This is a genomic window from Glutamicibacter sp. ZJUTW (genome assembly GCF_008370855.1).
GTDB lineage: Bacteria > Actinomycetota > Actinomycetes > Actinomycetales > Micrococcaceae > Glutamicibacter > Glutamicibacter nicotianae.
The window spans coordinates 1,182,572-1,209,411 of record NZ_CP043624.1 but is presented as its reverse complement, the minus strand read 5'-3'; the positions used below and the strand labels follow the sequence as shown (position 1 = coordinate 1,209,411).

Below are 26,840 nucleotides of genomic sequence, written 5' to 3'. Positions count from 1 at the left end.
TTTCTGTCTTCGTTCTGCCCCGAGTGCACGCATTTGCCTGCGTGCACCTGTGATCGCGCCGGGAGTCGGGGTTGCGTTCCCGGCACACAGGTTCAAGGTTATCGCCTGCCGGCGGGCTCGTGCCACTTGCCCGGCCCGCCCCTTGGTCACATCTGCAACCGCGCGGGCCGCTAGGCTTCCATGCCCTCGGGCAACTCGCGGGCGTGGACCACGTGCAGCCGCTGGGTGGTGCGGGTCATCGCCACGTACAAATCGCCGACGCCGCCGTCGACCTCGTCCACCAGCTCGGCAGGTTCAAGGATCAGCACGCCGTCGAATTCCAGGCCCTTGGACTCGCGCGCGGTGATCACCACGATGTCCTGGCTCAACCCGCCCGAGCCGCTGCCGACGCGGTCGCCGTAGACCTGCTCGACCGCCGCGCGGATGCGGGCCAGATCCTGCTGCGGCACGATGATCGCCTGCAGTCCCCCGGCCGAATATTCCAGTTCTTCGCGCAGCGCGGCCAGCACCGCCTCCTGCACTCCGTCGGCCGTGGTGCGGGTCAGCACCGGCGGCCAGTCGCCCTCGCGGACCGCCTGCGGGGTGGTGATGCGCAGGCCGGCGGCCTGGGCAACGCGCACCGCCGCGTCGGCGATCTGCGCCGGAGTGCGGTAGTTCACGGTCAGTTCTTCGAGTTCGAAGCGGTCGCCGAAGAACGGCTCCAGGGCCTGGGACCAGCTGCTGGCGCCCGAGGCGGCCGAGGTCTGGGCGATATCGCCGACGATGGTGAAAGACTTCATCGGGCAGCGGCGAATCAGCAGGCGCCACTGCATCGGCGAGAGCTCCTGCGCCTCGTCGACGACGATATGCCCGTAGGCCCAGGTGCGGTCGGCCACCGCGCGTTCGGCGGCGGTGAGCCGCACGGCGGTTTCCTGGTTCACCCCGGCTACCTGCTCCGCGGTGACCACGCCGTCGATGCCGGCGTTTTCCAGCATCGTGTGCATATTGCGCAAGGCGGCCTTGGCGTTCTCCACATCGGCCTCGTACTGGGCGGTACGGGCGCCTTCCAGCGGGTCGGCGAAGTCGCCGAGCAGCCCGGCGGCCTCGTCCAGCAGCGGCACATCGGCCTCGGTGAACGGCGAGCCGGCCCGGCGGTACAGGGCGTCGCGTTCGTGCTCGGCCAGATGCGGGGCGGCGGCGGCCAGAAGGTGCGGGGTGGCGAACAGCTCGGCCACCAGCTGCTGCGGGGTCATCGGCATCCAGCACAGGTTTAGCGCCACGCGCACATCGTGCGATTCGCGCACCTCCTGCGGCAGGTAGGAGCGGTCGGTGGTCGAGGACTGCCCGGCCGATTCCTCCAGCTTGCGGCGCAGCTGCTCGGCCAGCTCGCCCACCAGCACCTTGACGAAGGTCTCGCGAGCCTCGTTGTACGGCTTGCGGGTGTGGCGGGCGCGTTCGCGCGCGTTCTTGACCATCTTCGGGGTCAGCACCAGGCGCGTGCCCTCCACCACCAGGGTCCGGTCTTCCGGGATCAGCCGCTGGCGGTTGCGCACCGCGTTGGCGATCACCTTGGCCATGGACAGCTGGCCCTTGAGCCGGGCGACGGTGCGGTTGGCTTCCGGCACGGCGTGGATTCCGTGGTAGAGATCGCCCACCGAGGACATGACCACGCCGGTCTCGCCCAGCGAGGGGAGCACGCGTTCGATGTAGCGCATGAAGGAGTTGGAGGGGCCGACGATCAGCACGCCGGCGTTCTTCAGCCGCTCGCGGTATTCGTAGAGCAGAAAGGCCGCGCGGTGCAGGGCGACGGCGGTCTTGCCGGTGCCCGGGCCGCCCTGGACCACCACGGCCCCGGGCAGCTGGGCGCGGATGATCGCGTCCTGCTCGGCCTGGATGGTGCCGACGATGTCTCCCATGCGGCCGGTGCGCTTCTCGCGCAGGGCGGCCATCAGCGCGCCTTCGCCGTGGTGCGTGTGGCCCTCGTCCAGCCAGGTCTCGTCGAGCACGTCGTCCTCGATGCCTGCCACGGACCGGCCCTTGAGCATCAGGTGGCGGCGGCGGCGCACTCCGCGCGGATTCAGCGCGGTGGCCTGGTAGAACGGGGCGGCTTCGCTGGCCCGCCAGTCGATCATCAGCCGGTTCAGGTCCTCGTCGGACAGGCCGATGCGGCCGATGTAGCGCGGCGTGGCCGCGGAATCGGCGTCGCCGGGCTGCTGTTGCCGGCCGTTGGCCGCCATGTCCAGCCGGCCGAAGACCAGGCGGTCCTCGACGGCGTCGAGCTGGGCGATCCGGTCCTCGTAGAGCGTGGCGAAGGAGTCGCGTTCGGACATGTTCTGGAAGGTGCCCACGGCCCCCTGGGCCCGGGTGCGCTCCAGCTGCTCCAGCTTTTCGGCGCGCAACTCGTCCAGCCGCGCATACAGGCGGCCCACATACTCGGATTCAGCTAGCAGATCGGCCTCGATGGTGTCGGTCAACCCAGTTTCCCCTCGCGCTCAAGATGTGCCCGTGTGCAGGGCGCAGGGCCCCGCGTGCAACGGTTCCCGCGTAAAAACGCAGGACAGATAATGATACGCGCCTTTTCGCCGGCGCAGGTAATCCCGTGCGCCGTTGCCCGCGCGCGGTCCGGGCCCGCCGGAGGGTTGTTCGCCAGCGGCGTGGAACCGTGGCGGATTGTTACCCGCCCACACAGGTTCAGGAATGCACGACCTGCAAGGACACGACCTGCTGCCCCGGCAGCTTGGCGCGGCCGCCCAGGCCGTCGAGTTCCAGCACGACGCCGACGCCGGCGATCTTCGCGCCGGTCTGCTGGAGCAGGCGGACCGCCGACCCGACGGTGCCCCCGGTGGCGAGCACGTCATCGAGGATCAGCACGCGGGTGCCCGGGGCGATCTCGTCCTTGTGCACCTCCAGGCAGCTGGTGCCGTACTCCAAGGTGTACTCGTCGCGGTAGACCTCGCGCGGCAGCTTGCCTGCCTTACGGATGGTCAGCATGCCCTTGCCCGAGGCGTAGGCGGCCGCCGCGGCCAGCACGAAACCGCGCGCTTCGAGGCCCGCGACGATGTCGAACTGCCCTTCGAAGGGTGCGATCAGTTCGTCGACCATGCGGCGCAGGCCGACCGGGTCGGCGAAGACCGGGGTGAGGTCCTTGAAGGAGATCCCCGGCTGCGGGTAGTCGGGCACGATCTCGCACAGTCGGTCCAGCAGGTCGCTAATGCTCTCAGAAGTAGTCACGTCTGCCAATTTTAGTCCCTTTGCGTGCAGCTTTTCCCACGCTCGTGCATAATCATGAGCACATTCCGGGTGGCCCCGGCGCGGTGCGCCCGGTTCTAGCGGGCCATCAGCCGATCGCTGGGCCAGGGCAGCAGCTGCGGGTCGGCGGCCGAATCGGCGGCGGCGGTGACCTGCACCGGCCCGGCTGCCGGGCGTCCTGCCATCCAGGCGGCCAAATCGAAATCCGTGCCCGAAAGCACCCAGGATTTCGAGCCGTTCCCGAGCACGATCGGGGTCTTCCCATGCGGCTGCAGCACCAGGCGGGTTCCTTCCGGGACGCGGGCTTCGAGCGCACGGAACAGGTGCGCGCTGAAGGCCGCCGGCCAGCTGGCGGCAGGGCGGACGAATTCGTCCAGGTCGGTGGCGTGGATCAGCATCTCGCGCCAGGTCGCGTACATCAGGTCCGCGGCCGTGGCGCCCGGGCGGTACCCCACCGGCTGCTCCCAGACGTCTTCGACGCCGGGCAGGACGGCGCGCAACTGGGCCAACCCGTCGGTGGCCAGGGCACGCAGGGATTCGGGGCGCATCAGCGCGGTCATGTTGATCGCCTCGATCCGGCCCTCGGCGCCGCCGTCGTACATCGAGGGCAGCTGGTCCGCTCCGGCGTGCTCGAATTGGCGCACGGCGGCCTTCGCGAAGGAGGCCAGGTGCGCGATCAGCTGGGCGGTGCTCCACCCCGGCAGCGAGCTCGGCTTGGTGTACTGCGTGGCCGGAACCTCGCGCAGCTGCACGGTCAGCTCATCCAATGCTGTGGTGACCTGTGCGATCAGTTCGGCCGGGGCCAGGAGTTGTGTCATGAAGCACACTCTAGCGCGAACCTGGGACAAATGTGCAAGGGCAGGAGGCCATGGTTGAAACGGCAGCGGCCGCCGGGCGGGATGCTTCCCGATCGGCGGCCGCCTGCCACGTGCCCAAGTGCTACTTGGCCCAGGCCTTGATCTCGGCCAGCTGGCGTTCGAACTCTTCCAGCTGCGCCGCGACGGCGCTCGGGGCGGTGCCGCCCTGGCCGTTGCGGGCGTTCAGCGAGCCCTCGGTGGAGAGCACCTCGCGCACCGCAGGGGTCAGATGCTCGGAGATCCCGGCGTAGTCCTCGTCCGTCAGGTCCCACAGTTCCACGCCGCGCGATTCGGCCAGCTGTACGGCCGCGCCGGAGAGCTCGTGGGCGTCGCGGAACGGCACGCCCTGGCGGACCAGCCATTCGGCGATGTCGGTGGCCAGCGCAAAGCCCTGCGGGGCCAGCTCGGACATGCGCTCGGTATTGAAAGTCAGCGTGCCCATCATGCCGGCGACCGCAGGCAACAGGAGTTCCAGGGTGTCCGCGGCGTCGAACACCGGCTCCTTGTCTTCCTGCAGGTCGCGGTTGTAGGCCAGCGGCAGCGCCTTGAGCGTGGCCAGCAGGCCGGTCAGGTCGCCGATCAGCCGGCCTGCCTTGCCGCGGGCCAGCTCGGCAATGTCCGGGTTCTTCTTCTGCGGCATGATCGAGGAGCCGGTGGAGAAGGAGTCGTGCAGCTTCACGAAGCTGAATTCCTTGGTGGCCCAGAGGATGACTTCTTCGCTCACGCGGGACAGGTCCACGCCGATCATGGCGGCGATCCAGGAGAATTCGGCGAACACGTCGCGGGCTGCGGTGCCGTCGATCGAGTTGTGCACGGCGGAGTCGAAGCCCAGCTCGGCGGCGACGAAGTTCGGATCCAGGCCCAGGGTCTGGCCGGCCAGCGCACCAGAGCCATAGGGCGAAACGGCGGCGCGCTTGTCCCAGTCGATCAGGCGCTGCACGTCGCGCAGCAGCGGCCAGGAGTAGGCCAGCAGCAGGTGCGAGAGCAGGATCGGCTGGGCATGCTGCAGGTGGGTGCGGCCGGGCATCGGCGCATACGGGTGGGCCTTGGCCTGCTGGACCATGGCGTCCAGGGTGTCGATCACGCCGCGGGCGATGATCCGCGCGTGGTCGCGCAGGAACATGCGGCCCAGGGTGGCGATCTGGTCATTGCGCGAACGGCCGGCGCGCAGCTTGCCGCCCAGTGTGGTTCCTGCGCGCTCCAGCAGCCCGCGCTCCAGCGAGCCGTGGACGTCCTCGTCGGTGGGCGCGGCAACATAGGCCTCGGAGAGCACGTCTGCTTCCAGCTGGTCCAGCGCGGTGATCATGTCTGCCAGCTCGGCATCGGTGAGCAGGCCAGCGCGATTGAGCACCTTGGCATGGGCACGGGATCCGGCAATGTCGTAGCTGGCCAGGCGCCAGTCGAAGTGGGTGGACTTGCTCAGCGCTGCCATTGCATCCGCTGGGCCGCCGGAGAAGCGACCGCCCCAGAGCGATCCTTCATTTGTTGACGAGGCCATGGCCCGTTCCTTTCTGCCGGTAAAAATTGCACTGCACCCTACTCTAGCAAAGCTTTATGCAATGCAACTCATATTTATGCAACGTTGTGCCAATTCATGCATCGCATGATTTCCGCCGTGGCCTGCGTGGCGATGATCGATGGAGCTCTGGAACACGCAGGAAACCTTAAGTTTTGCCTCTTCCAGTCCTCAGCGCCCGGGCGTATGGTGTGATCATAGAGCCGATACGGAACGATCTTCGGAGGTACCAAATGGAAATCCAGCTGTACCGGGGCGACATCACCACCCTGAAAGTTGATGCCATCGTCAATGCGGCTAATCCTTCACTGCTCGGTGGTGGCGGCGTCGACGGCGCCATCCATGCAGCCGCCGGCCCCAGCCTGCTGGCCGCTTGCCGGGAGATTCGCGCCAACCGCTACCCCGACGGAATCCCCTCGGGCATTGCCGTCATCACCAAGGCCGGGAATCTGCAGGCCAAGTGGGTCGTGCACACCGCAGCTCCGAATCTGGCGCTGATCAAGCCGAACCCGAAGATCCTTGATGACTGCTTCGTGAATTCCCTCTACGTCGCCGCCCGCCATGAGGCCCACTCGGTCGCGTTCCCGGCGATTGGCGCAGGTGCCTTCGGATGGGATCCCGAACAGGTTGCCGACATCGCCCATGCAGCCATCAGCCGGTGGGTCGAGACCAACAAGCACATTTCACCGATCCACAAGATCATTCTGGTGGCCCATACCGACGAGGTCCAGGCAGCTTTCGAGCGCGCATTCTCGCTTGACGCCGTGGAGGAGCTTGCCGCCTGATCCGGCCCGATCGGCATCAACGCACGAAAACTGCCGCGCACTTGGTACCGAGTGCGCGGCAGTTTTGCGATCTCGGGCAGCTAGGTCCGGGCGAAATAGGCGTTGCGTTGCGGCAGTTGCAGCGGATCGAGGTGCTTGGGCAGGATGATGTGGGGCAGTCCCCTGACCTTGACCACTTTCAGGTAGCCGCTGTGGACCATGGTGTGGTGCGCTGCGCACAGCGGGCAGCAGTCCTGGAGCCGGGTCCGGCCTCCCTTGGCCCATGGCCTGAAGTGGTGGAATTCGAGCAGGGCCGGGTCCTGCGTGCAGCCAGGGACCAGGCAACCGCCGTCCCGGTCGCGGGCGGCAAGCTTCATCCAGCGCGGGAAGTATCTGGCGTCGCGGCCGATGTCGATGACCATCCCGTCAGCGTCGTAGATCGGGCTGAGCACTTTCGCTTCGCACAGCATGGTGCGCAGCTGCGGCGCAGAGATTTTCACGCCGTGGGCGCTGATGCCGGTGAGCGTTGCGAGATCCTGGAGATCCTCCAGGTGCGCGTGCACCACGATTTCAGGGATGATGCGTTGGCCGTTGCTTTCCCTGCCGGTATTGCGCAGGATGGCGTTCAGCGCGTTGAGCCGGCGTTCGGGCACCGAGCAGGTTTCTGGCAGGCCCGGCGGCGGGGCCGGATCCGAACGGGCATCATCTGGCGGGGATTCATCTGGCGCGGATTCTTCTGGCGGGGAATCCGGCTCAATGCCCGCCCAGTCCGGGGCAGGTTGGCCGCTGTGCCAGAGGCGGTCGGACGCTGCGTCCTGCCCTGTCGTGCCATTGTGCGTTTGCTGGTCGTTTCCCGGGCCAGGCGCGTCGGGGGCCTGTGCGCCCCTGCGGCCGGTGGGCTGCCCGTCGGCCGCAGGATTGCCGGTGTCACCAGTTTGCTGGTCTGAGCTGCTGTTGCCGGAGCGCTGGCCATCTGCCGGGTCATCGCCGGCGGCATCTGCTGCGTCTGCTGCTTGGCGGGCGGCGGCGCCGGCCTTGGTGCGCTTGTTGTCGGCCTGCGTGATCAGCGATTCCCAGAGCTCCGCGTCGATCTCCCGCACGCGCACGATGAATTCATGCACGCCGTTGACCACCTTGCCGCGGAAAAGGCCCAGTTTCGGGGTCTTGCCCTGGGCGTGCGCGTCCTTGTAGTCCTTGATCAAGCCGTTGATGCGCTTTTGGCGGATGCGGATCCGGTCTTCCTTCAGGTGCGCGGCGGCGTGCTCCTCCAGCAAGTTGCCGTCGGCGGCCTTGGCGGTCGCCGCGGTGGGCAGGCCGTCGAAGGTGGTGTCTTGGGGTTCGAACTTGTCCAGCGCACGGGCGGTTTTCAGCACTTCGCGCGGGTCCGGGGCGTTGTGCAGCTCCGGCAGGGCCCAGCCGGCGGGCGCGTACGATGCCGCGGTACTCGTATCAGCGGTGGCCGAGGCGGCATCCGGCAGGCCGGGGGCGGGGGCTGCGAAGTGCTCGGCAAGCAGGGTGAAGCGCGGGGCGCAGGCGGCGCCGGAGATGTCCTTGCGGGCGTGGATCAGGTGGGCGTCCTTGACGCGGCGGTCGGCCTCGAAATAGTTCAGGTCCAGCAGCTGCGAGAGCACGGTGGCGGCATCCAGGTAGACGGTGCGGCCGGGCGCGAATTGGGGCGGGGCGCTGAAGTCGGTGGTGCCCGCGCGCAGGTGGTCGAACTCATCGAGGTCCAGGGCGTGGGCTGCGGTGGTTTCCACCAGGCTTGCGGCGATGATGAGGGCGCGGGTGGCGTGTTGGCCGAAGGCTTCGGCAAAGTGGGCGTGGGCCAGGGCAAGGCGCGGATCGGTGCTGCGCGAGGCCTGGGCGCCGAGGTGCTGGAACAGGTTCAGGCACGCGGCCTCGGCACGCAGCAGGCTGGCCGCATCCAGCGGGGTTCCGCTGGCCAGCTGCTCTGCGGTGCTGGCCAATACGGCGGCCAGGCCGGTGGCCGGATCGGCAGGCCCTGCGGTGCCTAGGGTGCCGGCGTGTTCCTGTGGTTCCATGCACCGATCATCCGGCGCTACGGGGGCGGGCATGGCGAAGCCGCCGCGAACTGTGGAGAAGTTCGCGGCGGCTAGGGTGCTGGTGCCTAGCGGGGCTCGGCCAGCTGCAGGAAGCGGGCGGCGACTTCGGCGCCGCCGTCGACCGCGCGGGTGGTGAGCATGATGGTGTCATCCCCCGCGATGCAGCCCAGGATCGAGGGCATCTGCGAGTGGTCGATGGCCAGGGCCAGCAGGTTCGCGGCGCCTGGCGGGGTGCGCAGCACCACGATGTTGCCGCTGGCTTCGGCGGTGACCAGCTGCTCGGCGCAGATCTTCGCCAGGCGCGCGTCGAGCACTTCCTGGGTGATCGCGGTCTGCGGGGAACGGTCCCCGCCCTCCTGGCGCACCGCGTAGATCAGCTGGCCGGAGTTGTCGCGGATGCGCACCGCGCCGATTTCCACCAGGTCGCGCGAGAGCGTGGCCTGGGTGACTTCGAGCCCGTCCTCCTTGAGCAGGCCCAGCAGCTCGGCCTGGGACTTGACGGAGTTGTTTCCCAAAAAGGCGCGGATGCGGGCCTGGCGGGCGGTCTTGGTGCTGGGCTGGGCGGACATCCTAGAGCTCCACCCGGTCGTCGTCTGCCAGGCCGGAAGCGACCATCAGCCAAGTCATGACCGCCTTCTGCGCGTGCACGCGGTTCTCGGCCTCGTCGAACACCACCGACTGCGGGCCGTCGATGACCTCCGTGTCGATCTCGTAGCCGCGGTAGGCCGGCAGGCAGTGCAGCACGATCGCGTCGTCCTTGGCCAGCTTCATCGCCTGCGCGGTCACCGAGTAGCCGGTGAACAGCTTCAGCCGTGCTTCCTTCTCGTCCTCCTGGCCCATGGAGACCCAGGTGTCGGTGACGACCACGTCGGCGTCGGCGAGCGCGGCGGCGGCATCGGTGGTGATCATGACCGATCCCCCGGTGAGTGCCGCGCGTTCTTCAGCCGCGGCGATGATCGATGCGGAGGGCAGGTAGCCTTCGGGACCGGCGATGCGCACGTGCATGCCGGCGGTCACCCCGGCCAGCAGGTAGGAGTTGGCCATGTTGTTGGCCGCGTCGCCCAGGTAGCTCATGGTCAGCCCCTTGGTCTTGCCCTTGTGCTCGCGCACGGTGAGCAGGTCGGCGATCAGCTGGCAGGGGTGGTAGTCGTCGGACAGCGCGTTGATCACCGGCACCGAGGAATTCGCGGCCATTTCCTCCAGGCCCGACTGGGCGAAGGTGCGCCACACGATGGTGGAGACCATGCGTTCGAGCACCTTGGCGGAGTCGGCGATGGACTCCTTGTGGCCCAGCTGCGAGTCGGCGGAGTTGATGACCAGCGGGGAGCCGCCCAGTTCGGCGATGCCGGCGTGGAAGGAGACCCGGGTGCGGGTGGAGGTCTTGTCGAAGAAGACCGCGACGGTCTGCGGGCCGGCGTACGGGGCATAGCCGTACTTGTCGGCCTTCATCGCCGCGGCCAGATCCAGCACCTTGGACTGCTCGTCGGGGGTGAAGTCCAGGTCGGTCAAGAAGTGGCGGGTTGCGCTCATGGGGTGATTCCTTTGCTCGTCTCAGGGGTGGTGGCGAGGTTCATTCCGGCCGCTAGCTGGCCGCGCTGATCAGCTGCGGCAGGGCGGCAATCAGGGTGCCCAGCTGCTCGGTGGTGATCACCAGCGGCGGGGCCAGGCGGATGGTCTGCTCGTCGGTGGCGTTCACGATGAAGCCGGCATCCAGCGCCGCGGCCACCAGCTTCGGCGCGTTCGCGGAAACAAGTTCGAAGGCGGTGAGCAGCCCGGCGCCGCGCACCGCACAGATGCCCTCGATGCCCGCCAGCTGCTCGCGCAGCCAGTGGCCGGTGGCGCGCACATGGGCCAGCAGGTTCTGCGCTTCGATGGTGTGGATGACCGCCAGGCCCGCGGCGCAGGCCACCGGGTTCCCGCCAAAGGTGGTGCCGTGGTCGCCCGGGGCCAGCCATTTGGTGTTCTCTTCGCCGAAGACGATCATCGCGCCGATCGGGAAGCCGCCGCCCAGGCCCTTGGCCAGCGTCATCACATCCGGGATCACCGGTGCGGAGGCGAAGAACGAGCCGGTGCGGCCCATGCCGGTCTGCACCTCGTCGAAGACCAGCAGCGCGCCGGCCTCGCGGGTGATCTGCCGGGCGGCGGCCAGGTACTCGGCAGAAAGCAGCCGCACCCCGGCCTCGCCCTGGATCGGCTCGATGAACACCGCCGAGACGGTCTCGTCCACCGCGGCGCGCAGCGCCTCGATGTTCCCGGCCTCGATCCACTGCACGTTGCCCGGCAGCGGGGCGAAGGGGGCGCGGTACTTCTCCTTGTAGGTCAGCGACAGCGCGCCGAGGGTGCGGCCGTGGAAGGCGTGTTCCAGGGCGATCACCTTGGTGCGCGGTGCGTCGGCGGTGCCGGCATTGCGCCGGGTCAGCTTCAGCGCCGCCTCATTGGCTTCGGTGCCGGAGTTGGCGAAGAACACCTTGGAGCCGGCCGGGGCGGCGGAGATCTCCAGCAGTTTCTCGGCCAGCGCGATCTGGCTGGGGCTGGTGAAGAAGTTCGAGACATGGCCCAGGGTGGCCAGCTGGCTGGAGATCACCGAGGCGAGCAGCGGGTGCCCGTGGCCGAGGGTGTTCACCGCGATGCCGCCGAGCAGATCCAGGTACTGGTTGCCGTCGGCATCCCAGACGTGGCAGCCCGATCCGCGCACCAGCACCCGCTGCGGGGTGCCGAAGACGCCCAGCAGGGAGTTGGAGTAGCGTTCGGACAGGGCGGCCGAGGAGAGCTGGCTCAGCCCGGCAACCTCGGCGGCTGCGCTGCCGGCCAGCGCGGAATCGGTGGTGGGGTCGGCGTGCTCGCTCACTTGGCGTCCTTCTGTGCGGTGTTCGTAGCGGTGTTGCTTGGTGTGTTGGCGGCGGGGAGTACCTGGGTGCCCACGCCGGCGGTGGTGAAGATTTCCAGCAGCATCGAGTGCGGCTGGCGGCCATCGACGATGTGGGCCTGGCCCACACCCTCGTCCACGGCCTTCAGGCAGGCGCCCATCTTCGGGATCATGCCCGATTCCAGGGTGGGCAGCATGGCGCGCAGCTCGTCGTTGGTAATCGAGCTGATCAGCGAGGACTTGTCCGGCCAGGCCGCGTACAGCCCCTCCACGTCGGTGAGGATCACCAGCTTGGCAGCGCCCAGCGCGGTGGCCAGCGCCGCCGCGGCGGTATCCGCGTTGACGTTCAGCACCGCGCCGGTGGGCTCGCCGTCGGCGTCGAACTCCGGGGCGACGGTGGAGATCACCGGGATCATCCCGGCGTCCACCAGCGAGTCGACCTGGTCGGTGCGCACGCGGGTGACCTCGCCGACCAGCCCCAGATCCACCGGCAGCCCGTCGACGACCGTCCCGGTGCGCACCGCCTGCAAGGTGGCGCCGTCCTCGCCGGACATGCCCACCGAGTAGGGCCCGTGCGAGTTGATCAGGCCGACCAGGTCGCGCTGCACCTGGCCGGTGAGCACCATGCGCACCACGTCCATGGCTTCGGGGGTGGTCACCCGCAGCCCGCCGCGGAACTCGGATTCGATCCCCAGGGTGTCGAGCATCTTGTTGATCTGCGGGCCGCCGCCGTGCACGACGACCGGGTTGATCCCGGCGTGGCGCAGGAACACGATGTCCTCGGCGAAGGCGCGGCGCAGCTCGTCGTTGACCATCGCGTTGCCGCCGTATTTGATGACCATGGTGCTCCCGGCGAAGCGCTGGATCCAGGGCAGCGCCTCGATCAGCGCTTCGGCCTTGGACTGGGCGGTATCCAGGTTGGTGCGGGCGGTGTGGGCCATAGCTGAATTCCCTTGCTTCTGCCTAGCTGGAGTAGGCGGAGTTCTCGTGGACGTAGTCGTGGGTCAGGTCGTTGGTCAGCACGGTCGCTTCCTCGGTGCCGGCGTTCAGGTCGATCTCGATGCGCACATTGCGCTCCTCGAGGCTGACCAGGTTGCGGTCCTCGCCGACGCCGCCGTTCTTGCAGACCATCACGCCGTTGATCGAGACGTTCAGCTCGTCGGGTTCGAAGGCCGCCTTGGTGGTGCCGACCTCGGAGAGCACGCGGCCCCAATTCGGGTCCTTGCCGAAGACGGCGGTCTTGACCAGGTTGGAGCGCGAGACGGCCTTGGAGACTTCCAGCGCGTCGGCCTCGGTGGCGGCGTTGAAGGTGCGGATCGCGATGGTGTGATCGGCCCCTTCGGCATCCTCGATCAGCTTCGCCGCCAGCTCGCAGCAGGCGTCGGTCAGCGCGGCGGTGAAGTCGGCCAGGTCCGGGGTGGTGCCCGAAGCGCCGGAGGCCAGCAGCAGCACGGTGTCGTTGGTGGACATGCAGCCATCGGAATCCGCGCGGTCGAAGCTCATCGCGGTGGCGGCGCGCAGGGCCGCATCGGCCTGCTCGGCGGTCAGCTGCGCGTCGGTGGTGAGCACCACGAGCATGGTGGCCAGCGCCGGGGCGAGCATGCCCGCGCCCTTGGCCATGCCGCCGATGACCACCTGGCCGGAGCCCGGGGCCCCGACGATGCGGGAGACCAGCTTCGGCACGGTGTCGGTGGTCATGATGCCCGCGGCCGCCTGATCGGCGGCGTTCTGGTCACTGGCCAAGGCGCTGGCGGCTGCTTGCACGCCGGGCAGCAGCTTGTCCATCGGCAGCTGCACGCCGATCAGCCCGGTGGAGGCCACCGCAACATCGCCGGCGGAAACCGAGAGCAGCTGCGCGGCGTATTCGGCGGTCCTATGGGTGTTGGCGAAGCCTTCGGCGCCGGTGCAGGCGTTCGCTCCGCCGGAGTTGAGCACCACCGCGTCGATGCGGCCATCGGCCAGCACCTGCTTGGACCAGTGCACCGGGGCGGCGGCCACGCGGTTGGAGGTGAACACGCCGGCGGCGGTGAACTGCGGGCCGAGGTTTTGCACCACGACCACGTCGTTCTTGCCGGTGGACTTCAGCCCTGCCGGCACGCCGGCGGCGCTGAAGCCTGCCGGGGCGGTGACGCCGGTGCCGGATGCCGAGGGGTGGGTGGGGGTGTAGGCGAGGCTCACGGTGCGACTCCTTGCATGAGCAGTCCGGTGTTTTCTTCCAGTCCCAGTGCGATGTTCATCGACTGGACGGCGGCACCTGCGGTGCCCTTGGTCAGGTTATCCAGCGCTGCGGTGGCGATCACGCGGTTCGCGTGCGTATCGAAGGCCAGCTGCAGCTGGACGTGGTTGGATCCGAGCACCGCACCGGTGGTCGGCCACTGGCCCTCGGGCAGCAGGTGCACGAACAGCTCGTGGGCGTAGGCCTCGGTCCAGGCCTCGCGCAGCTGCGCTGCGGTGACGCCCGGCTTCACCTTGGCGGTGGCGGTGGTCAGGATGCCGCGCGGCATCGGGGCCAGGGTCGGGGTGAAGGAGACGGTGACATCTTCGCCGGCCAGCTTGGAGAAGCCCTGCTCCATTTCCGGGATGTGGCGGTGCGAGCCGCCCACCCCGTAGGTGCTCATCGAGCCCATCGCCTCGCTGCCCAGCAGGTGGGGCTTGAGCGACTTGCCGGCGCCCGAGGTGCCCGAAGCCGAGATGATGACCACGTCGTCGGCTTCCAGCAGCCCGGCGGCGAAGCCGGGGGCCAGGGCCAGCTGCGCGCCGGTCGGATAGCAGCCGGGGACGGCGACGCGCTTGGTTCCGGCCAGCTTTTCGCGCTGCCCGGGCAGCTCGGGCAGCCCATAGGGCCAGAAGCCTGCGTGCTCGGAGCCGTAGAACTTCTCCCAGGCGGCGGCCGATTCCAGCCGGTGGTCGGCGCCGGCGTCGATGACCAGGGTGTTCTCGGGCAGGGCGGCGGCCACGGCAGCCGAGGCGCCGTGCGGCAGGGCCAGGAACACCACGTCGTGCCCGGCAAGGTTTTCCACGGTGGTGTCCACCAGGACCCGGTCGGCGAGCGCATGCAGGTGCGGGGCGATCGAGCCGAGACGCTGCCCGGCCTGCGAATGCGCGGTGATCGCGCCGATCTCTACCTCTGGGTGCGCTGCGAGGATGCGCAGGACCTCGCCGCCGGCGTATCCGCTGGCGCCGGAAACAGCTACTGAAATCGTCATGACCAGATTCTACCGCGAAATATTCACGCACGCTAATAAATATTCATAAAATTCTTCGTCACGTAACCCGACATCCACCCGCGCGGCGCCCGCACGGCCGCCCGAAGTCCTACACTGGCCGTAGAGACCGCCCGGCATCGAGCGCATCGAGCGCCGGGATCCAAATACGCAGAGTTTCGAGATCTGCAGAGCCAAGGAGCGCCATTCCATGCAGCAGCAAGCCATCGTGGTCAACGAACCGTCCGACGCCAGCGGACTGGTGCCGGCAGAAATCCCGGTCCCTGCCCCGGGACCGGGCCAGCTGCTGGTGAAGATCGCCGCCACCGGGGTGAACTTCATCGAAACCTACCAGCGCAGCGGCGTGTACGCGGTGGACTACCCCTTCACCCCGGGCTCCGAGTTCTCCGGCGTGGTTCAGCAGATCGGCGACGGCGTGCAGAACTACAAGGTCGGCGACCGGGTGGCCACCGCCTCCGGTTCCCGGGGCTACGCCCAGTACGCGCTGGTGGATGCCAAGCGGGCGGGCAAGGTGCCCGACGCGGTGAACCTGAATATCGCCGCCGCGCTGCCGCTGCAGGGCATGACGGCGCACTACCTGGTGCATTCGAGCTACATGGTGCGCTCCGGCGACGTGGTGCTGACCTATGCCGGCGCCGGCGGCGTGGGCCTGATCCTCACCCAGCTGCTCAAGCTCAAGGGCGCGACGGTGATCACCACCGCCTCCACCCAGGAGAAGAAGGACCTGGCCCGGGCCGCCGGTGCCGACTACGTGGTGGACTACGACCAGGTGGCGGCCACCGTCGAGCAGGTCACCGGCGGGGCGGGAGTGCATGCGGTCTACGACGGCATCGGCAAGGACACCTTCGAGACCTCGCTGGCGGCGCTGCGCCGGCGCGGCACGCTGGTGCTCTTCGGCGGCGCCTCCGGCCAGGTGCCCGACTTCAACCTGCAGCGGCTGAACGCCGGCGGCTCGCTGAGCGTGACCCGGCCGAAGCTCGACGACTTCCTGGCCACCGAGCAGGAGCTGCACTGGCGCTTCGGCGACATCTTCGGCTGGGTCGCCGCCGGCCAGATTGATGTGCGCATCGGTGCCGAGTACCCGCTCACCGAGGCCGCCGCGGCGCACGCCGCGCTGGAATCGCGGGCCACCACCGGCAAGATCATCCTGGTTCCCTAGCGCAGGATCCCCAGCCATGAACGAGCATCAATCCGGCCGGCACGCCGGCATCGGCCCCGCCACCGACGAGGAGGTGCCGGCATACCTGCAGGCCCTGGGCATCCCGGGGCTGATCGACCTGCACGTGCACTTCATGCCGGATAACGTGCTGGCCAAGGTCTGGTCCTACTTCGATGGCGAAGCGCAGCGCACCGGGCACCCGTGGCCGATCAGCTACCGGATGCCCGAAGCACAGCGCGTCACCGCGCTGGAGGAACTGGGCGTGATCGCCTACGGCACCTTGAATTATGCCCACCGGCCGGACATGGCCGCCTGGCTCAACGAGTACTCGCGGCAGTTCGCGCAGCGCCATCCCAAGGCGATCCGTTCGGGCACCTTCTACCCGGAGCCCGGGGCCGCCGAACTGGTGCGCGCCGCGCTGGTCGAGGGGGTGCAGCTGTTCAAAGTGCACGTGCAGGTGGGCGGCTTCACCCCGCTCGATCCGCTGCTCGACGGCGCCTGGGAGCTGGTCGCCGAGGCCCGGACGCCGGTGGTGATCCATTGCGGGCATGGGCCGCATGCCGGCCGGTTCACCGGGATCGAGCCGATCCGCGAACTGGTGGCACGGCATCCGCAGCTGGTGCTGGTCATCGCCCATGCCGGCTTGCCCGACTACGTGCAGTTCGCCCAGCTGGCCGCAGAGAATCCCAACGTCTACCTGGATACCACCATGGTGGGCACCGGGTTCATGAACCGCATCGCCCCGCTGCCGGCGGAATATCCGCGGCTCGTGGCCGGGCTCTCGCACAAGATCGTGTTCGGCTCCGACTTCCCGAATATCCCCTATTCCTACAGCCACCAGATCCAGGCGCTGGAATCCTGGTCGCTGGGCGCGGGATGGATGCGCGACGTGCTGCACGATTCCCCGCGCAGGCTGCTGCAGGCGGTGCGCAACAGTTGAGAGATGCATGACAGTTCAACCATATTCTTGCGGCGGTCCGCCCGCGGCAGGCTTTAATGGTTGATGGAACCCCGTGTTCCGCCCCTCCAGGATCCGCTTCGCTTCCGGACCGCTCTCCCCCAGCGGACCGACACGCTCTTTGGTGAAGGGACGGATCCGATCAGCATGGACAACGGACAGACTCCAGCGCCGGATGCACCAATCCACCCACCCCAGTTCCCCTCCGGAGCCCTGGCGCCGCCTGCGCGCACCCTCATGGACATCCTGCAGGCCACTGCAAAGGCCCACCCCGGCGCTCCGGCCAGCGACGACGGGCAGCGCGTGGAAAGCTACGCGGAACTGCTGGACGAGGTCAAGGACAAGGCCCGGCGGCTGCACGAGCAGGGCCTGGGCGCGGTCTTGGAATCGGCGTGCTGGCGCATCGATGAGAATTCGGCATTCCAGGAAATCCAGCCACTGCCTGGTCAGCGGAAACCAGGCCTTGAAGACGCTTTCCTTGGCGCTGAAGATCAGCCGCTCCCAGAAGATATGCGGATAGCGTGCCGATAGGTCTTCGACCATCGGCCGCTCTTCGGGAAGCAAGATGATGTCGAGGATTTCTTCTGGCAACGGGACATGCAGCTCGGCGTCGATGCCCACGCCACGGATATCATTCGTGGAAGCTACAGCGGCTGCCCGGAAGCCCGCGCAGTGGGTCATGCTCCCGGCAACGCCAGCTGGCCAGATTGGTGCCCGCTTCTCATCCGGGACCAGGGCAGCACCTTCATGGCCCAGTTCTCGAAAGGCTCGGCGAGCGCACACCCGGACGGTGCGGAATTCACGCTGCCTTTCGGGCACCGCATCGGCGATGTACCGTTCTTCTTCGGGATAGTACGGGCCTTCCTCCAGCTCGATGCGGGTCTCAACGACCCGCATCGCCGGCGGCAGCAAGTCTGCAAAGATATTGTCGGATTTCATCAGAAGCGGGAGGATCCGCCAGCGCCCGAGAAGCTTCCGCCACCGGAGTAGCCGCTGGATACTCCGCCGGAGGAGCTCGCCGCTTCACGCGAGGCAGTTACTGCGCTGACGCCTGAAGAATATCCGTGGTGGTAGCCGCTCACCCGCCAATACATCGATGCGGGATTCAGGACATCCAGGATGGTGCCGGAACGGCCGTCATAGGCACGGGTTTCGTACCGGGATTTCTTGAGCTCCGACTGCATATCGGCCTTCTCTTCCGCATTCTCCGCGTACACCTCGATTTGCGCTTGGGCGAAGATGTCCAGCTTTTCGGTCAGCTCGGCACGCAATGCGGATAATCCATCAAGCGCCTGGTCCACGGTGATCGATTCTTCCGTCAGCTGCGCCGTCAGCTCGTTGAGCTCGGTGGTTGCAGTTTCCCGGTAGGAAGCCAAGGCGGCAGCGCTGCCCTTCAGCTCCGGTTCGACGTCATTGAGCAATTCACGGATATCGTCCAGGTCGTCTTCCAATGGCTTGGTCTGCGCATGCCAGGCATCTTGCCATGAGGCCGAACGGGTATAGAGCGCGGCCGCGGCAATGATGGCGTCATCCGTCAGGTCCAAGGACTGGGTTGACTCTCGGAATTCCTTGGCCTGGCGCACGCCGTTGGTGCCCGAACGCTCTTTCTTGCTCTGTTGCTCCAGCGACTGCTGCGCTTCGAAGCAATCACGGTATTTGGCCATGAACTTGCTGAAGCGTTGTTCCAGCTCGGCGGCATGACCTGAAGCGGACGGCAGGGTACGAGCCGCCAATTCGGTCTCTTCCAGATCCATCGTGACGTTGGTCAGGTGAACGGTTCCCTGATGCAGTTCTTCGGCGAAGGTTTTCCGCCGTGCCGACCGGGTATGTAGCACGGCTCCGCCGACGCTGGCGGCAACGAGTCCACCGATGCCGGTGGTAATCCACAATGCAGGGTGCTGGTACCAGGGACGATTCATGATCACGGATGCCTTGTCGGCTACGGCGATGACGCCATCGGTCCAGCGGGACAGGTTGAAATCGTCGTAGCCGGCTTCATGGATGCTCTCCATGGAGCTCTCGGAAACTTTGCGGTCTTCACCGAAGTACGTGCCGATCTGCCCGTCTCCCTCTCCTTCGATGGACAAGGTGATGATGAACAGGCCGTCGGCCCAGTAGTCGCCGTAGTCTTCGGGCTTGCCGGATATCCATTCGGGATGCGTTGACTTGGCGTAGTCGAGAGTTTTGGTGTTGATGTCGTCGGAGTATTCCCCGTTACGGGCGTAGATCGCCACATCGGTCGGCTCATTGAAATCGAGTTCTTCCAAGGCATCACGCAGCCGCTGCTCATTGAGCTTGCCCGTGGAGTCATCGATGGTGACCGATTCCAGGTTCTGCCCCGCAGCGACCTGTACTCCGGTGGCCGCATGCGCGGCAGGCAACGCCCCGGCCAGTCCCAAAGAGAGCATGGCTGCGGCACCGGCTATCCGGATGTTCCAGGTTCGTGGGCTCAAGTTGCGTCTCCTTCATGGGGATTCCGGATTATCTCCGGCTGATGGCCTTTCCCCATCCTAGCGATCTTGGATGCGGCACGGGTCATCATTAAGACGGCTTTTGGCGCATCAAGCCTGCCATGCGCTGGCGCCGGGCACGGTTTCGCCAAAAGTGATGGATTCCTCAAGCTGGTCCATTGCCTGCCTATTCTTGCCTAATCAACGGATGGGAATCCTCCGGGCTCGGCAGGAAAAAGTGAACGGTCGGTTTCAACTGTGCATCGCTGCCACGAATTCGGGGATAAAATTGCAGAATGACTAGCATTGACGATTCAGGGGCATCCGTCCTTTCAGAACCAGAGCGCGAAATCCTCACCTGGGACACCTTCGGTGCGGCTTCCCGCGAGCTGGCACAGACCATTGTCGACGATGGCTTCGAGCCAGACATCGTCCTGGCAGTTGCACGAGGCGGCCTGCTGCTCGCCGGCTCCATTTCCTACGCCCTGGGTGTCAAGGCCTGCGGTGCGCTGAACGTGGAGTTCTACACCGGTATCGGCACCGTCCTGCCTGAACCAGTGGTTCTTCCCCCAATGCTTGATGACGGCCACCTGCGCGACAAGAAGATCCTGATCGTCGACGACGTCTCCGACTCCGGCCGCACCCTCGAAAAGGTTGTCGATCTGGTGTCCGCCTGGGGCGCCGATGTCAAGACCGTCTGCCTGTACACCAAGCCACGCACCATCATGGTCCCGGACTATGAATGGCGCCGCACCGATAAGTGGATTACCTTCCCATGGTCGGACTTGCCACCGGTTACCGCTGGTGGAACCAAGTAAAGTTCTTCAACTTCAGCAGGGAACGACGAAATTTCGTCGTTCCCTGCTTTTGTTTTGCCGTGCCTGCCACGGGAATGGAAGAGGCCAGTGTTCCAAGCAATGCCCGCAAACTCGGTGCGACTCAATCAGATCAAGTCCAAATTTCGGTCTCCAGTCCAAGCCATGGCCGTCTTTACTGGGAACTGACGGTTCTTGCCATGAAACCGCTTGGCTCGTGAAACGAAGCTTGCCTTCCTGCCGTGCCGGCATAGGCTGAAGCCATGGGTCCTTCACTGGTGCTAACGCCGATGGCCACGACAGATACGGATTTCGTTGCACGCCTCGCGGCAGATGAACGCGTCACGGCCTTTATCGGAGATGGCAGCACCTGGAGCCACGAATACACCGCGCAACGCGTGGAGCACGCCCTGAGCGATCCGGCGATCTCCTGGTTCATCGCGCGCCGCCAGAATTCACCGGTTGGCCTCTTCACCGCTACCGAACGCGGACAGGCCACCGAAATCGGCTATTGGATCGACCCGGAATACTGGGGCCAAGGCTTGGCGAAGGCAGTCGTCGGCGAAGGGCTCTCACAATTGCAGGAATCCGGCCGCAGCGCTTTTATCGCACGGGTGGACGACGCGAATATCGCGTCGCTGAAAGTGCTTGTCCGCTACGGGTTCATCGCCCAGGCGAAGGAAGGACCCGGGCTCATTACGCTGACACTGGCTATGCCCACCGTTCAGATGCCGCCTGCCAGCTAAGGCGTGAACGTTTCCGACGGGCGAAGCGGATCGGGTGCTTCTTCCTCCACCGAAACGCTCGGCGTGGGCGGCTCATCGAGGTGGGTTCCTGCACCGCGCTGGATAAACAGCACCGCCGCCCATCCGGCCGCGATGAGCACGGCAACGGCCAAGATGCCGAGGAAGAACACCAGCAGCGCAGCACCGCAAGAACGCAAACCCTTCACTTCCAGCCTCCTGCTGCATCTCGACGCCGTGTCGGTTCATCCCAGATCAAGTGTAGACCTCAAACATGCAGTCCCTGTGCACGGCCAGAACGCGAAATGCCCTGCTGCTATCCCGAGTTCCGGGATAGCAGCAGGGCATGCGGCACATTCAGGGCCTAGCGCTGGGAAGCACCGAACTTCTCGGTAGCCACTGCCACCGCGGCGGCGCGGGCCTCGGACGCCTCATCGGCGGTCAAGGTGCGGTCGGCGGCACGGAAACGCAGGCCGAAGGCCAGAGACTTCTTGCCGTCTTCGATGCCCTGGCCCTGGTACACGTCGAACAGCGCGATGTCTTCGAGCAGTTCACCGGCACCTTCACGCAGCGCGTCGCGCACATCGCCGGCCACGACGTCCTGGTCGACAACCAGTGCCACGTCCTGGGTAGCCAGCGGCTGTGTGGACAGGTGCTGCTGGGCGACCACCACGGCAGGTGCAGCGGCCATCATGGCAGCGGCGTCCAGTTCCATGGCCACGGTTCGAGCTGGCAGGTCCGCATCCTTCAGCAGCGCCGGGTGCAGTTCGCCGGCGTAGCCAACGATCTCGCCAGCAACCTTCAGCGCCGCGACGCGGCCCGGATGGAAGGCCTGGTGGCTGCCCTGGCCAACCTCCAGCTCAACGCCAAGGATATCCGCCGCGCAATAGGCGGCATCCAGTGCGTCGGCCCAGTCCCAAGCACGCGGTGCGAAGCCGGCAGCAGGCGTTGCCTCGCGGCCGGTGAGCACTGCGGCCAGGTGCCATGGCTGGTTCGGGACGCCATTGAACAGCTCGGCCAGGACCTCATCGCTTGGCTTGGCGCCCAGCGGAGGCAGCACCGAGGAGCCCAGCTGCTCACCTGGCACGAAGACGAGTCCGCCCTCGTACAACGCCAGATCGCGGAAGCCGCGGCCGATGTTGCGGCGTGCGGTGTCCAGCAGGCCTGGCAGCAGCGAGGTGCGCAGGAAGCGGAATTCCTTGGAGATCGGATTGGCCAGCGCAATGGACTTCACCTCGGTCCCCGCCTGCGCGGCACCGAAGGTGCTGTTCTGCGCTTCAGAAACGAACGGGTAGTTCAGGACCTCGGTCAGCCCTGCATCCGCCAAACCCTGCAGCAGGCGGCGGCGCTGGGACTGGGTGCGGGTCAGGCCGCGGCCCGGAGGTGCCACCGGCAGGGTTGCCGGAATCTTGTCGTAGCCGACGACGCGGGCTACTTCCTCGACCAGGTCTTCCTTGATGGCCAGATCCGGGCGCCAGCTTGGCGCGGTGACCGCGAAGCCCTCGGCGTTCTGCTCGACGCTTGCGCCGATGCCTTCCAGCGCGGTGATGGTCTGCTCGTCGGTGTAGTCCACGCCGACCAGTGCGCCAGCGAAACCGGCCGGAAGCTGGATCGTGGTGTCGGCAGGAACCTGGCCCGCATCGGTGACCTTGGCGGTCTCGGTGCCGCCGGCCAGCTCCACCAGCAGGTCCACTGCGCGCTGCGCGGCGATCTGCATGACGCGCGGGTCCACGCCGCGCTCGAAGCGCTTGGAGGCTTCGGACGGCAGCTTGTGGCGGCGGCGCGAACGGCCGATGGACACGGCATCGAAGTGGGCGGCTTCGATCAGCACGCGGCTGGTCGAATCCGAGACCTCGGTGGCCGCGCCGCCCATGACGCCGGCAATGCCAATGGCGCCGGACTCGTCGGTGATCAGCAGATCCTCGACGGACAGCTCGCGTTCCTTGTCGTCCAGGGTGGTGAGCTTCTCCCCTGCGGAGGCACGGCGCACGGTGATGGCACCGGTCAGCTTGTCAGCGTCGTAGAAGTGCAGCGGCGCGCCGAGTTCCAGCATCACGTAGTTGGAAATGTCGACCACCAGCGAGATCGAGCGCATGCCGGCCAGCTGCAGGCGCGATGCCATCCAGCGCGGGGTCGGACGGCTCGGGTCGATGCCGTTGACCTCGCGGGTCAGGAAGCGGGTGCAGCCTGGCACGCCGTAGATCGGCGCCTCATCGGCCAGCACGACCTCATGGCCGGCTTCTGCCGCGTCGGAGACGACCACCTTCGAAGCCGGATCGGTGAAGGAGGTGCCGGTGGCCAGCGCGTACTCGCGGGCTACGCCGCGGATCGAGAAGCAGTAGCCGCGGTCCGGGGTCACGTTGATCTCCGCCGCCTGGTCATCCAGGCCGAACAGCTCCATGACATCGGTGCCCAGCTCGGGGTCCAGGCCCAGGCGGGAGAGCACGATGATGCCGTCGTGGTCCTCGCCGATGCCCAGCTCGCGGCTGGAGGCGATCATGCCGGCCGAGGTGTGCCCGTAGGTCTTGCGCGGGGAGATCTTGAAGTTCCCGGGCAGCACGGCGCCGGGCAGGGTGACAACAACCTTGTCGCCTTCCACGAAGTTGTGCGCTCCGCACACGATGCCCTGCACGCCTGACGGGTCGATGCCCTTGCCGGCCAGGGTTTGCTCGGCCCCTTCGGGAACCACGCGGACCTGGCACCAGTTGATGGTCTTGCCGTTGGAGGCGACTTCCTTTTCCAGGGACAGCACCTGGCCGACCACGATGGGGCCCGAGAGCTCATCGGAGGGGCGGTGGACGTCTTCTTCCTCCAGGCCGACCTTGACCAGGTCTGCCATGACGTCTTCAGCCGAGGCGTCGGCTGGTACCTGCGCGTACTCGCGCAGCCAAGATAGTGGAATACGCATTGCTTAGATCTCCATCCCGAAGTGCTGGCTGAAACGGATGTCGCCCTCGATCATGTCGTGCATGTCGGGGACATCGTTGCGGAACATGAGCGTGCGCTCGATGCCCATGCCGAAGGCGAAGCCGGAGTACTCTTCCGGATCAATGCCTGCGGCGCGCAGCACGTTCGGGTTGATCATGCCGCAGCCGCCCCACTCGATCCAGCGCGGGCCGCCCTTGGCGCCCGGGTGCCAGATGTCCAGCTCGGCCGATGGCTCGGTGAACGGGAAGTAGGCAGGGCGCAGGCGGATCTGCGCTTCGGCGCCGAACATCTGCCGGGCGAAGTGCTCCAGGGTGCCGCGCAGGTCGGCCATGGTCAGGCCCTTGTCCACGGCAAGGCCCTCGAACTGGTGGAAGACCGGGGTGTGGGTGGCGTCCAGCTCATCGGTGCGGAAGGTGCGTCCAGGGCACAGCACGTAGACCGGCACATCACGCTCGAGCATCGAGCGGACCTGCACCGGGGAGGTATGGGTGCGCAGCACCAGGTGCGCGTCGGCAGGCTCCACGAAGAAGGTGTCCTGCATTTCGCGGGCCGGGTGATCCGGCTTGAAATTCAGCGCATCGAAGTTGAACCATTCGGATTCGACTTCCGGGCCCTCGGCGATTTCCCAGCCCATGCCGACGAAGATGTCAGCGACACGGTCCTGCAGCACCGAGAGCGGGTGGCGGGCGCCGACGCGGCGGCGGCGGGCTGCCGCGGTGACGTCCACGGTTTCCTCGATGAGGATGCGGGCGGCTTCGGCTTCTTCCAGCACCACGGTGCGGGCGGCCAGCGCCTTGTTGACCCGTCCGCGGGCCCCGCCCACGAGCTTGCCGGCCACGGCCTTTTCGGACTTGTCCAGCTTGCCGATCTGCCGGTTGGCCAGCGACAGCGCCGACTTTTCGCCGGTATGGGCCAAGCGGGCTTCCTTCAGCTCGTTCAGGTCGCCAGCTGCCTCGATGGCTGCCAGGGCGGCGTCGACCGTATGCTGGATGCCTGCTTCATCGGTTGGGTGCGGAACATTTGACTCCCCGACAGGAGCTTGTTCAGTTGTCTGATCAGACATGGGATCGATCGATCCTTACTCTTATCTTGTACTTACGCGTAGAATTCTCTGCTTCCATTCTATGGCTAAGGGCCCGTGATCGTTTCACCGATGACGGGCCCTTGGCGTGAAGCTTCTTACCTTGAAGCGGGGTTGCCGCTTTCTAGTGAGCTTCCTTGGCGGCCTTGGGTGCGAATGCAGCCACGAAGACCAGGCTCAAGACCAGCAGCGCACCGCCGAACACTGCGGAGTAGAACATGGCGTGGTTGACCTTGCCGGTGGCCTCGTAGGCGGCGGCGCCCTGGATCATGTCGAAGGTGACGGTGTGGTGCTCAACGGTACCCGGGGTGTGCGAGGTGACAGCTCCCGGGAAGGTGACGTGCAGGTTAGCTTCGGTGAAGGAGGAATCCACGGCTGCCTTGTCGCCCGGCATCGAGAAGGTGTATTCCTGCCCGTCGTCGCTCAGGTTGATCTCGAAGCCGAAGAGGCTGAATGCGTCGGCCAGCTGGACGTAGGTCATCGGGCTGGTGGTCTCGAAGCGCAGGCCCACGTTCTCGCCATCATCAACGTTGCTGTAGGTCCACTTGTCCCCCAGCTGCTGTTCCATCGCTTCGATGTCGATCTGGCTGTTGAGCACTTCCTCGAAGCTGACGCCGTTGAGCGTCGACTTGTGCAGGGTCAGCTGCATGGCCCCGGCGACCTTGTCCTTGCCCAAGATGTCGACTTCTGCGTTCATGTTGACGCAGCCGGAAAGTGCTAGGACGGCGGCGAAGGCCAGAGCGATAACGCTCATAATTCGCTTCACGAAGTGTGCTCCTCAAAAAATATCGGTGATAGGCAATATGCCAGATGCTGGCGTGGTATCAAGCTTACGGGTGTTCAGCGCTGCGCCCCTGCACGTGCCTGGGCCAGGCATGCCGCAACGATCGGCGCATCGGCTGGAATCCATGGAACGATAGCGCCCAGCGAGTCATCGAGCTGGAGCCAGGCCAGCTGGTCATGCCCGTCCAGGGGTGCTGGTTCGCCCTCGGCGATCTGGGCGAACCACATGCGCATGGCGGCCTTCTCGTTCAGCTGCCAGCCTTGCGGATGCGGGCCCGGGATAGGGGCGCCAAGACGCAGCTGCACCCCGAGTTCTTCGCGCAGTTCGCGGTGCACGGCCTGGATTTCGCTCTCCCCCGGTTCGACCTTGCCACCGGGAAATTCCCAGAGTCCGGCGAGGGCTGCTGGGCGGTTGCGGCGCGCGGCCAATAGCTTGGTGGGCTTCGCCAGGTCATCGACAATGGCCACGGCGACAATTTGCTTGAGTTCAGTGCTCATGGGAAGTCAGGATGCTCCTCTGCGCCTAGCGCTGGGCGCGGGCCGAGGCGTACAGGCAGACGGTGGATGCGGTCCCCACGTTCAGGGATTCGGCGACACCGTAGAGCGGCACTGCCACTCGGTAGTCGGCGGCATCCTTCTCGTGCTCGTCCAGGCCCTGGCCTTCGTTGCCGAACAGCCACAGGGTGGGCGCTTCGAGCACCGGCTGGCCTTCGGGCGCGGCGGTGCCCGGTTGGTGTGCACGAAGCACGGCGGCATCCTGCAGGGTATCGAGGTTGTGGGCGGCATAGCCGTCGGCTGCCAGCACTTGGCTTCCGGTGCTCTTCGCGGCGGCGACCAGGTGGTCGAATTCGATGTTGCTCAGTACCGGCAGGTGGAACAGCGAGCCGGCGGTGGAGCGCACGGCCTTCGGGTTGTAGATGTCCACGCTGCCCTTGGTCAGGATCACCGCATCAGCTCCGGCGGCATCGGCGGCGCGCAGGATGGTGCCGGCGTTGCCCGGATCCTGCACGCGGCAGAGCACGGCGATCAGCTTCGGCTTGGTGTCCAGCACCTCGCTCAGCTGCGGCTGGGACATGGCGACGACCGCGAGGATGCCCTGCGGGGTCTGGGTGTCGGCCATGGCGTGCAGCACCTCGCCGGTGACGATGCGGGTTGGCACCTTCGCCTCGTCGAGCAGCTGCGCGAATTCCTCGTGGCTTTCCAGGAAGCCGCCGACGGCGTAGACGCCTTGGACCAGGTTGTCGTCCTCCAGATGGGCCTTGAGCGCTTCGCGAACAGCCTGCGGGCCTTCGGCGAGGTATTCACCGGTGGCTTCGCGGCCCTTGATCTTGGCCAGCCGCGCGATGGCCTTGACCCGTTCAGCGCGTGGATTGGACATCACTTCTGGAGGAAAACTGCTCATGAC

24 protein-coding genes are annotated in these 26,840 nt (G+C 66.6%); 5 read left to right on the top strand and 19 right to left on the bottom strand.

From position 1 onward, the window contains the following. Positions 1 to 170: 170 nt before the first annotated feature. From F0M17_RS05725 to argH, 4 genes are all read right to left on the bottom strand, one after another. A complete protein-coding gene (locus F0M17_RS05725) occupies positions 171 to 2,453 on the bottom strand; it encodes an AAA family ATPase (protein ID WP_084084151.1) in 2,283 nt (760 codons plus the stop codon). 217 nt (positions 2,454 to 2,670) lie between these two features. Further along, a complete protein-coding gene (locus tag F0M17_RS05720; RefSeq protein WP_121866497.1) occupies positions 2,671 to 3,219 on the bottom strand; it encodes an adenine phosphoribosyltransferase in 549 nt (182 codons plus the stop codon). 86 nt (positions 3,220 to 3,305) lie between these two features. After that, positions 3,306 to 4,046 (bottom strand): maleylpyruvate isomerase family mycothiol-dependent enzyme, encoded by a 741-nt coding sequence (locus F0M17_RS05715; protein WP_038993665.1) that lies wholly within the window; start codon positions 4,044 to 4,046, stop codon positions 3,306 to 3,308. A 121-nt stretch (positions 4,047 to 4,167) separates the two neighbouring features. Further along, on the bottom strand, positions 4,168 to 5,583 hold the full coding sequence (gene argH / locus F0M17_RS05710) for an argininosuccinate lyase (protein WP_149596641.1): 1,416 nt from the start codon (positions 5,581 to 5,583) through the stop codon (positions 4,168 to 4,170). Positions 5,584 to 5,834: 251 nt separating this feature from the next. Here argH and F0M17_RS05705 point away from each other — a divergent pair, with 251 nt between their 5' ends. Next, positions 5,835 to 6,386 (top strand): macro domain-containing protein, encoded by a 552-nt coding sequence (locus F0M17_RS05705; protein WP_038993667.1) that lies wholly within the window; start codon positions 5,835 to 5,837, stop codon positions 6,384 to 6,386. Positions 6,387 to 6,466: 80 nt separating this feature from the next. Here the strand turns inward: F0M17_RS05705 and F0M17_RS05700 are convergent, their stop codons facing one another. The 7 genes from F0M17_RS05700 to argC all read right to left on the bottom strand — a co-directional run bounded on the left by F0M17_RS05700 (position 6,467) and on the right by argC (position 14,500). Further along, positions 6,467 to 8,407, bottom strand: coding sequence for an HNH endonuclease signature motif containing protein (locus F0M17_RS05700; RefSeq protein WP_149596640.1), 1,941 nt, complete (start codon positions 8,405 to 8,407; stop codon positions 6,467 to 6,469). A gap of 86 nt (positions 8,408 to 8,493) precedes the next feature. Next, the gene (locus F0M17_RS05695) at positions 8,494 to 8,997 is read right to left on the bottom strand and encodes an arginine repressor (protein WP_038993670.1); all 504 of its coding nucleotides are present in this window, start codon (positions 8,995 to 8,997) and stop codon (positions 8,494 to 8,496) included. Position 8,998: 1 nt separating this feature from the next. After that, positions 8,999 to 9,958, bottom strand: coding sequence for an ornithine carbamoyltransferase (gene argF, locus F0M17_RS05690; protein ID WP_073706817.1), 960 nt, complete (start codon positions 9,956 to 9,958; stop codon positions 8,999 to 9,001). Positions 9,959 to 10,010: 52 nt separating this feature from the next. Next, a complete protein-coding gene (locus F0M17_RS05685) occupies positions 10,011 to 11,276 on the bottom strand; it encodes an acetylornithine transaminase (RefSeq protein ID WP_149596639.1) in 1,266 nt (421 codons plus the stop codon). Further along, entirely contained in the window at positions 11,273 to 12,235 is a 963-nt protein-coding gene (gene argB / locus F0M17_RS05680) for an acetylglutamate kinase (protein ID WP_149596638.1), read from the bottom strand. Before argB ends, F0M17_RS05685 begins: the two co-directional genes overlap by 4 nt. Positions 12,236 to 12,257: 22 nt before the next feature. After that, positions 12,258 to 13,472 carry a bifunctional glutamate N-acetyltransferase/amino-acid acetyltransferase ArgJ gene (gene argJ, locus F0M17_RS05675; RefSeq protein ID WP_149596637.1) on the bottom strand — a complete coding sequence of 405 codons (1,215 nt, stop codon included), beginning with the start codon at positions 13,470 to 13,472 and terminating at the stop codon, positions 12,258 to 12,260. Next, positions 13,469 to 14,500: an N-acetyl-gamma-glutamyl-phosphate reductase gene (gene argC / locus F0M17_RS05670; protein WP_149596636.1), complete on the bottom strand. Its 1,032-nt coding sequence runs from the start codon at positions 14,498 to 14,500 to the stop codon at positions 13,469 to 13,471. Before argC ends, argJ begins: the two co-directional genes overlap by 4 nt. Positions 14,501 to 14,708: 208 nt before the next feature. Between argC and F0M17_RS05665 the strand changes: the two genes are divergently transcribed. Then, entirely contained in the window at positions 14,709 to 15,677 is a 969-nt protein-coding gene (locus F0M17_RS05665; protein WP_149596635.1) for a quinone oxidoreductase, read from the top strand. 16 nt (positions 15,678 to 15,693) lie between these two features. After that, entirely contained in the window at positions 15,694 to 16,617 is a 924-nt protein-coding gene (locus F0M17_RS05660) for an amidohydrolase family protein (RefSeq protein WP_149596634.1), read from the top strand. Between the two features lie 15 nt (positions 16,618 to 16,632). On the opposite strand, the gene F0M17_RS05655 is transcribed toward F0M17_RS05660, so the two are convergent. Both F0M17_RS05655 and F0M17_RS05650 read right to left on the bottom strand, forming a co-directional pair. Continuing rightward, complete coding sequence (locus tag F0M17_RS05655) at positions 16,633 to 17,574, bottom strand: 4'-phosphopantetheinyl transferase (protein ID WP_149596633.1); 942 nt, start codon at positions 17,572 to 17,574, stop codon at positions 16,633 to 16,635. Beyond that, the gene (locus tag F0M17_RS05650) at positions 17,574 to 19,088 is read right to left on the bottom strand and encodes a DUF5129 domain-containing protein (protein ID WP_149596632.1); all 1,515 of its coding nucleotides are present in this window, start codon (positions 19,086 to 19,088) and stop codon (positions 17,574 to 17,576) included. The genes F0M17_RS05655 and F0M17_RS05650 overlap by 1 nt, the downstream gene beginning before the upstream one ends. A 293-nt stretch (positions 19,089 to 19,381) precedes the next feature. On the opposite strand from F0M17_RS05650, the gene F0M17_RS05645 reads away from it, so the two are divergent. Both F0M17_RS05645 and F0M17_RS05640 read left to right on the top strand, forming a co-directional pair. Next, positions 19,382 to 19,903 carry a phosphoribosyltransferase gene (locus F0M17_RS05645; RefSeq protein WP_073706807.1) on the top strand — a complete coding sequence of 174 codons (522 nt, stop codon included), beginning with the start codon at positions 19,382 to 19,384 and terminating at the stop codon, positions 19,901 to 19,903. A gap of 260 nt (positions 19,904 to 20,163) precedes the next feature. Next, a complete protein-coding gene (locus F0M17_RS05640; protein WP_149596631.1) occupies positions 20,164 to 20,646 on the top strand; it encodes a GNAT family N-acetyltransferase in 483 nt (160 codons plus the stop codon). Here F0M17_RS05640 and F0M17_RS05635 read toward each other — a convergent pair. The 6 genes from F0M17_RS05635 to F0M17_RS05610 all read right to left on the bottom strand — a co-directional run bounded on the left by F0M17_RS05635 (position 20,643) and on the right by F0M17_RS05610 (position 26,813). Then, complete coding sequence (locus F0M17_RS05635; RefSeq protein ID WP_149596630.1) at positions 20,643 to 20,852, bottom strand: hypothetical protein; 210 nt, start codon at positions 20,850 to 20,852, stop codon at positions 20,643 to 20,645. The genes F0M17_RS05640 and F0M17_RS05635 overlap by 4 nt on opposite strands. A gap of 155 nt (positions 20,853 to 21,007) precedes the next feature. Continuing rightward, positions 21,008 to 23,551, bottom strand: a complete 2,544-nt coding sequence (gene pheT / locus F0M17_RS05630; protein ID WP_149596629.1) for a phenylalanine--tRNA ligase subunit beta — start codon at positions 23,549 to 23,551, stop codon at positions 21,008 to 21,010. Positions 23,552 to 23,554: 3 nt separating this feature from the next. Then, positions 23,555 to 24,634, bottom strand: coding sequence for a phenylalanine--tRNA ligase subunit alpha (gene pheS, locus F0M17_RS05625; RefSeq protein WP_149596628.1), 1,080 nt, complete (start codon positions 24,632 to 24,634; stop codon positions 23,555 to 23,557). 142 nt (positions 24,635 to 24,776) lie between these two features. Next, complete coding sequence (locus F0M17_RS05620) at positions 24,777 to 25,406, bottom strand: hypothetical protein (RefSeq protein ID WP_121866480.1); 630 nt, start codon at positions 25,404 to 25,406, stop codon at positions 24,777 to 24,779. An 86-nt stretch (positions 25,407 to 25,492) separates the two neighbouring features. After that, on the bottom strand, positions 25,493 to 25,933 hold the full coding sequence (locus F0M17_RS05615) for a (deoxy)nucleoside triphosphate pyrophosphohydrolase (protein WP_038993690.1): 441 nt from the start codon (positions 25,931 to 25,933) through the stop codon (positions 25,493 to 25,495). A 25-nt stretch (positions 25,934 to 25,958) separates the two neighbouring features. Further along, entirely contained in the window at positions 25,959 to 26,813 is an 855-nt protein-coding gene (locus F0M17_RS05610; protein ID WP_246857139.1) for an RNA methyltransferase, read from the bottom strand. Positions 26,814 to 26,840: the final 27 nt, after the last annotated feature.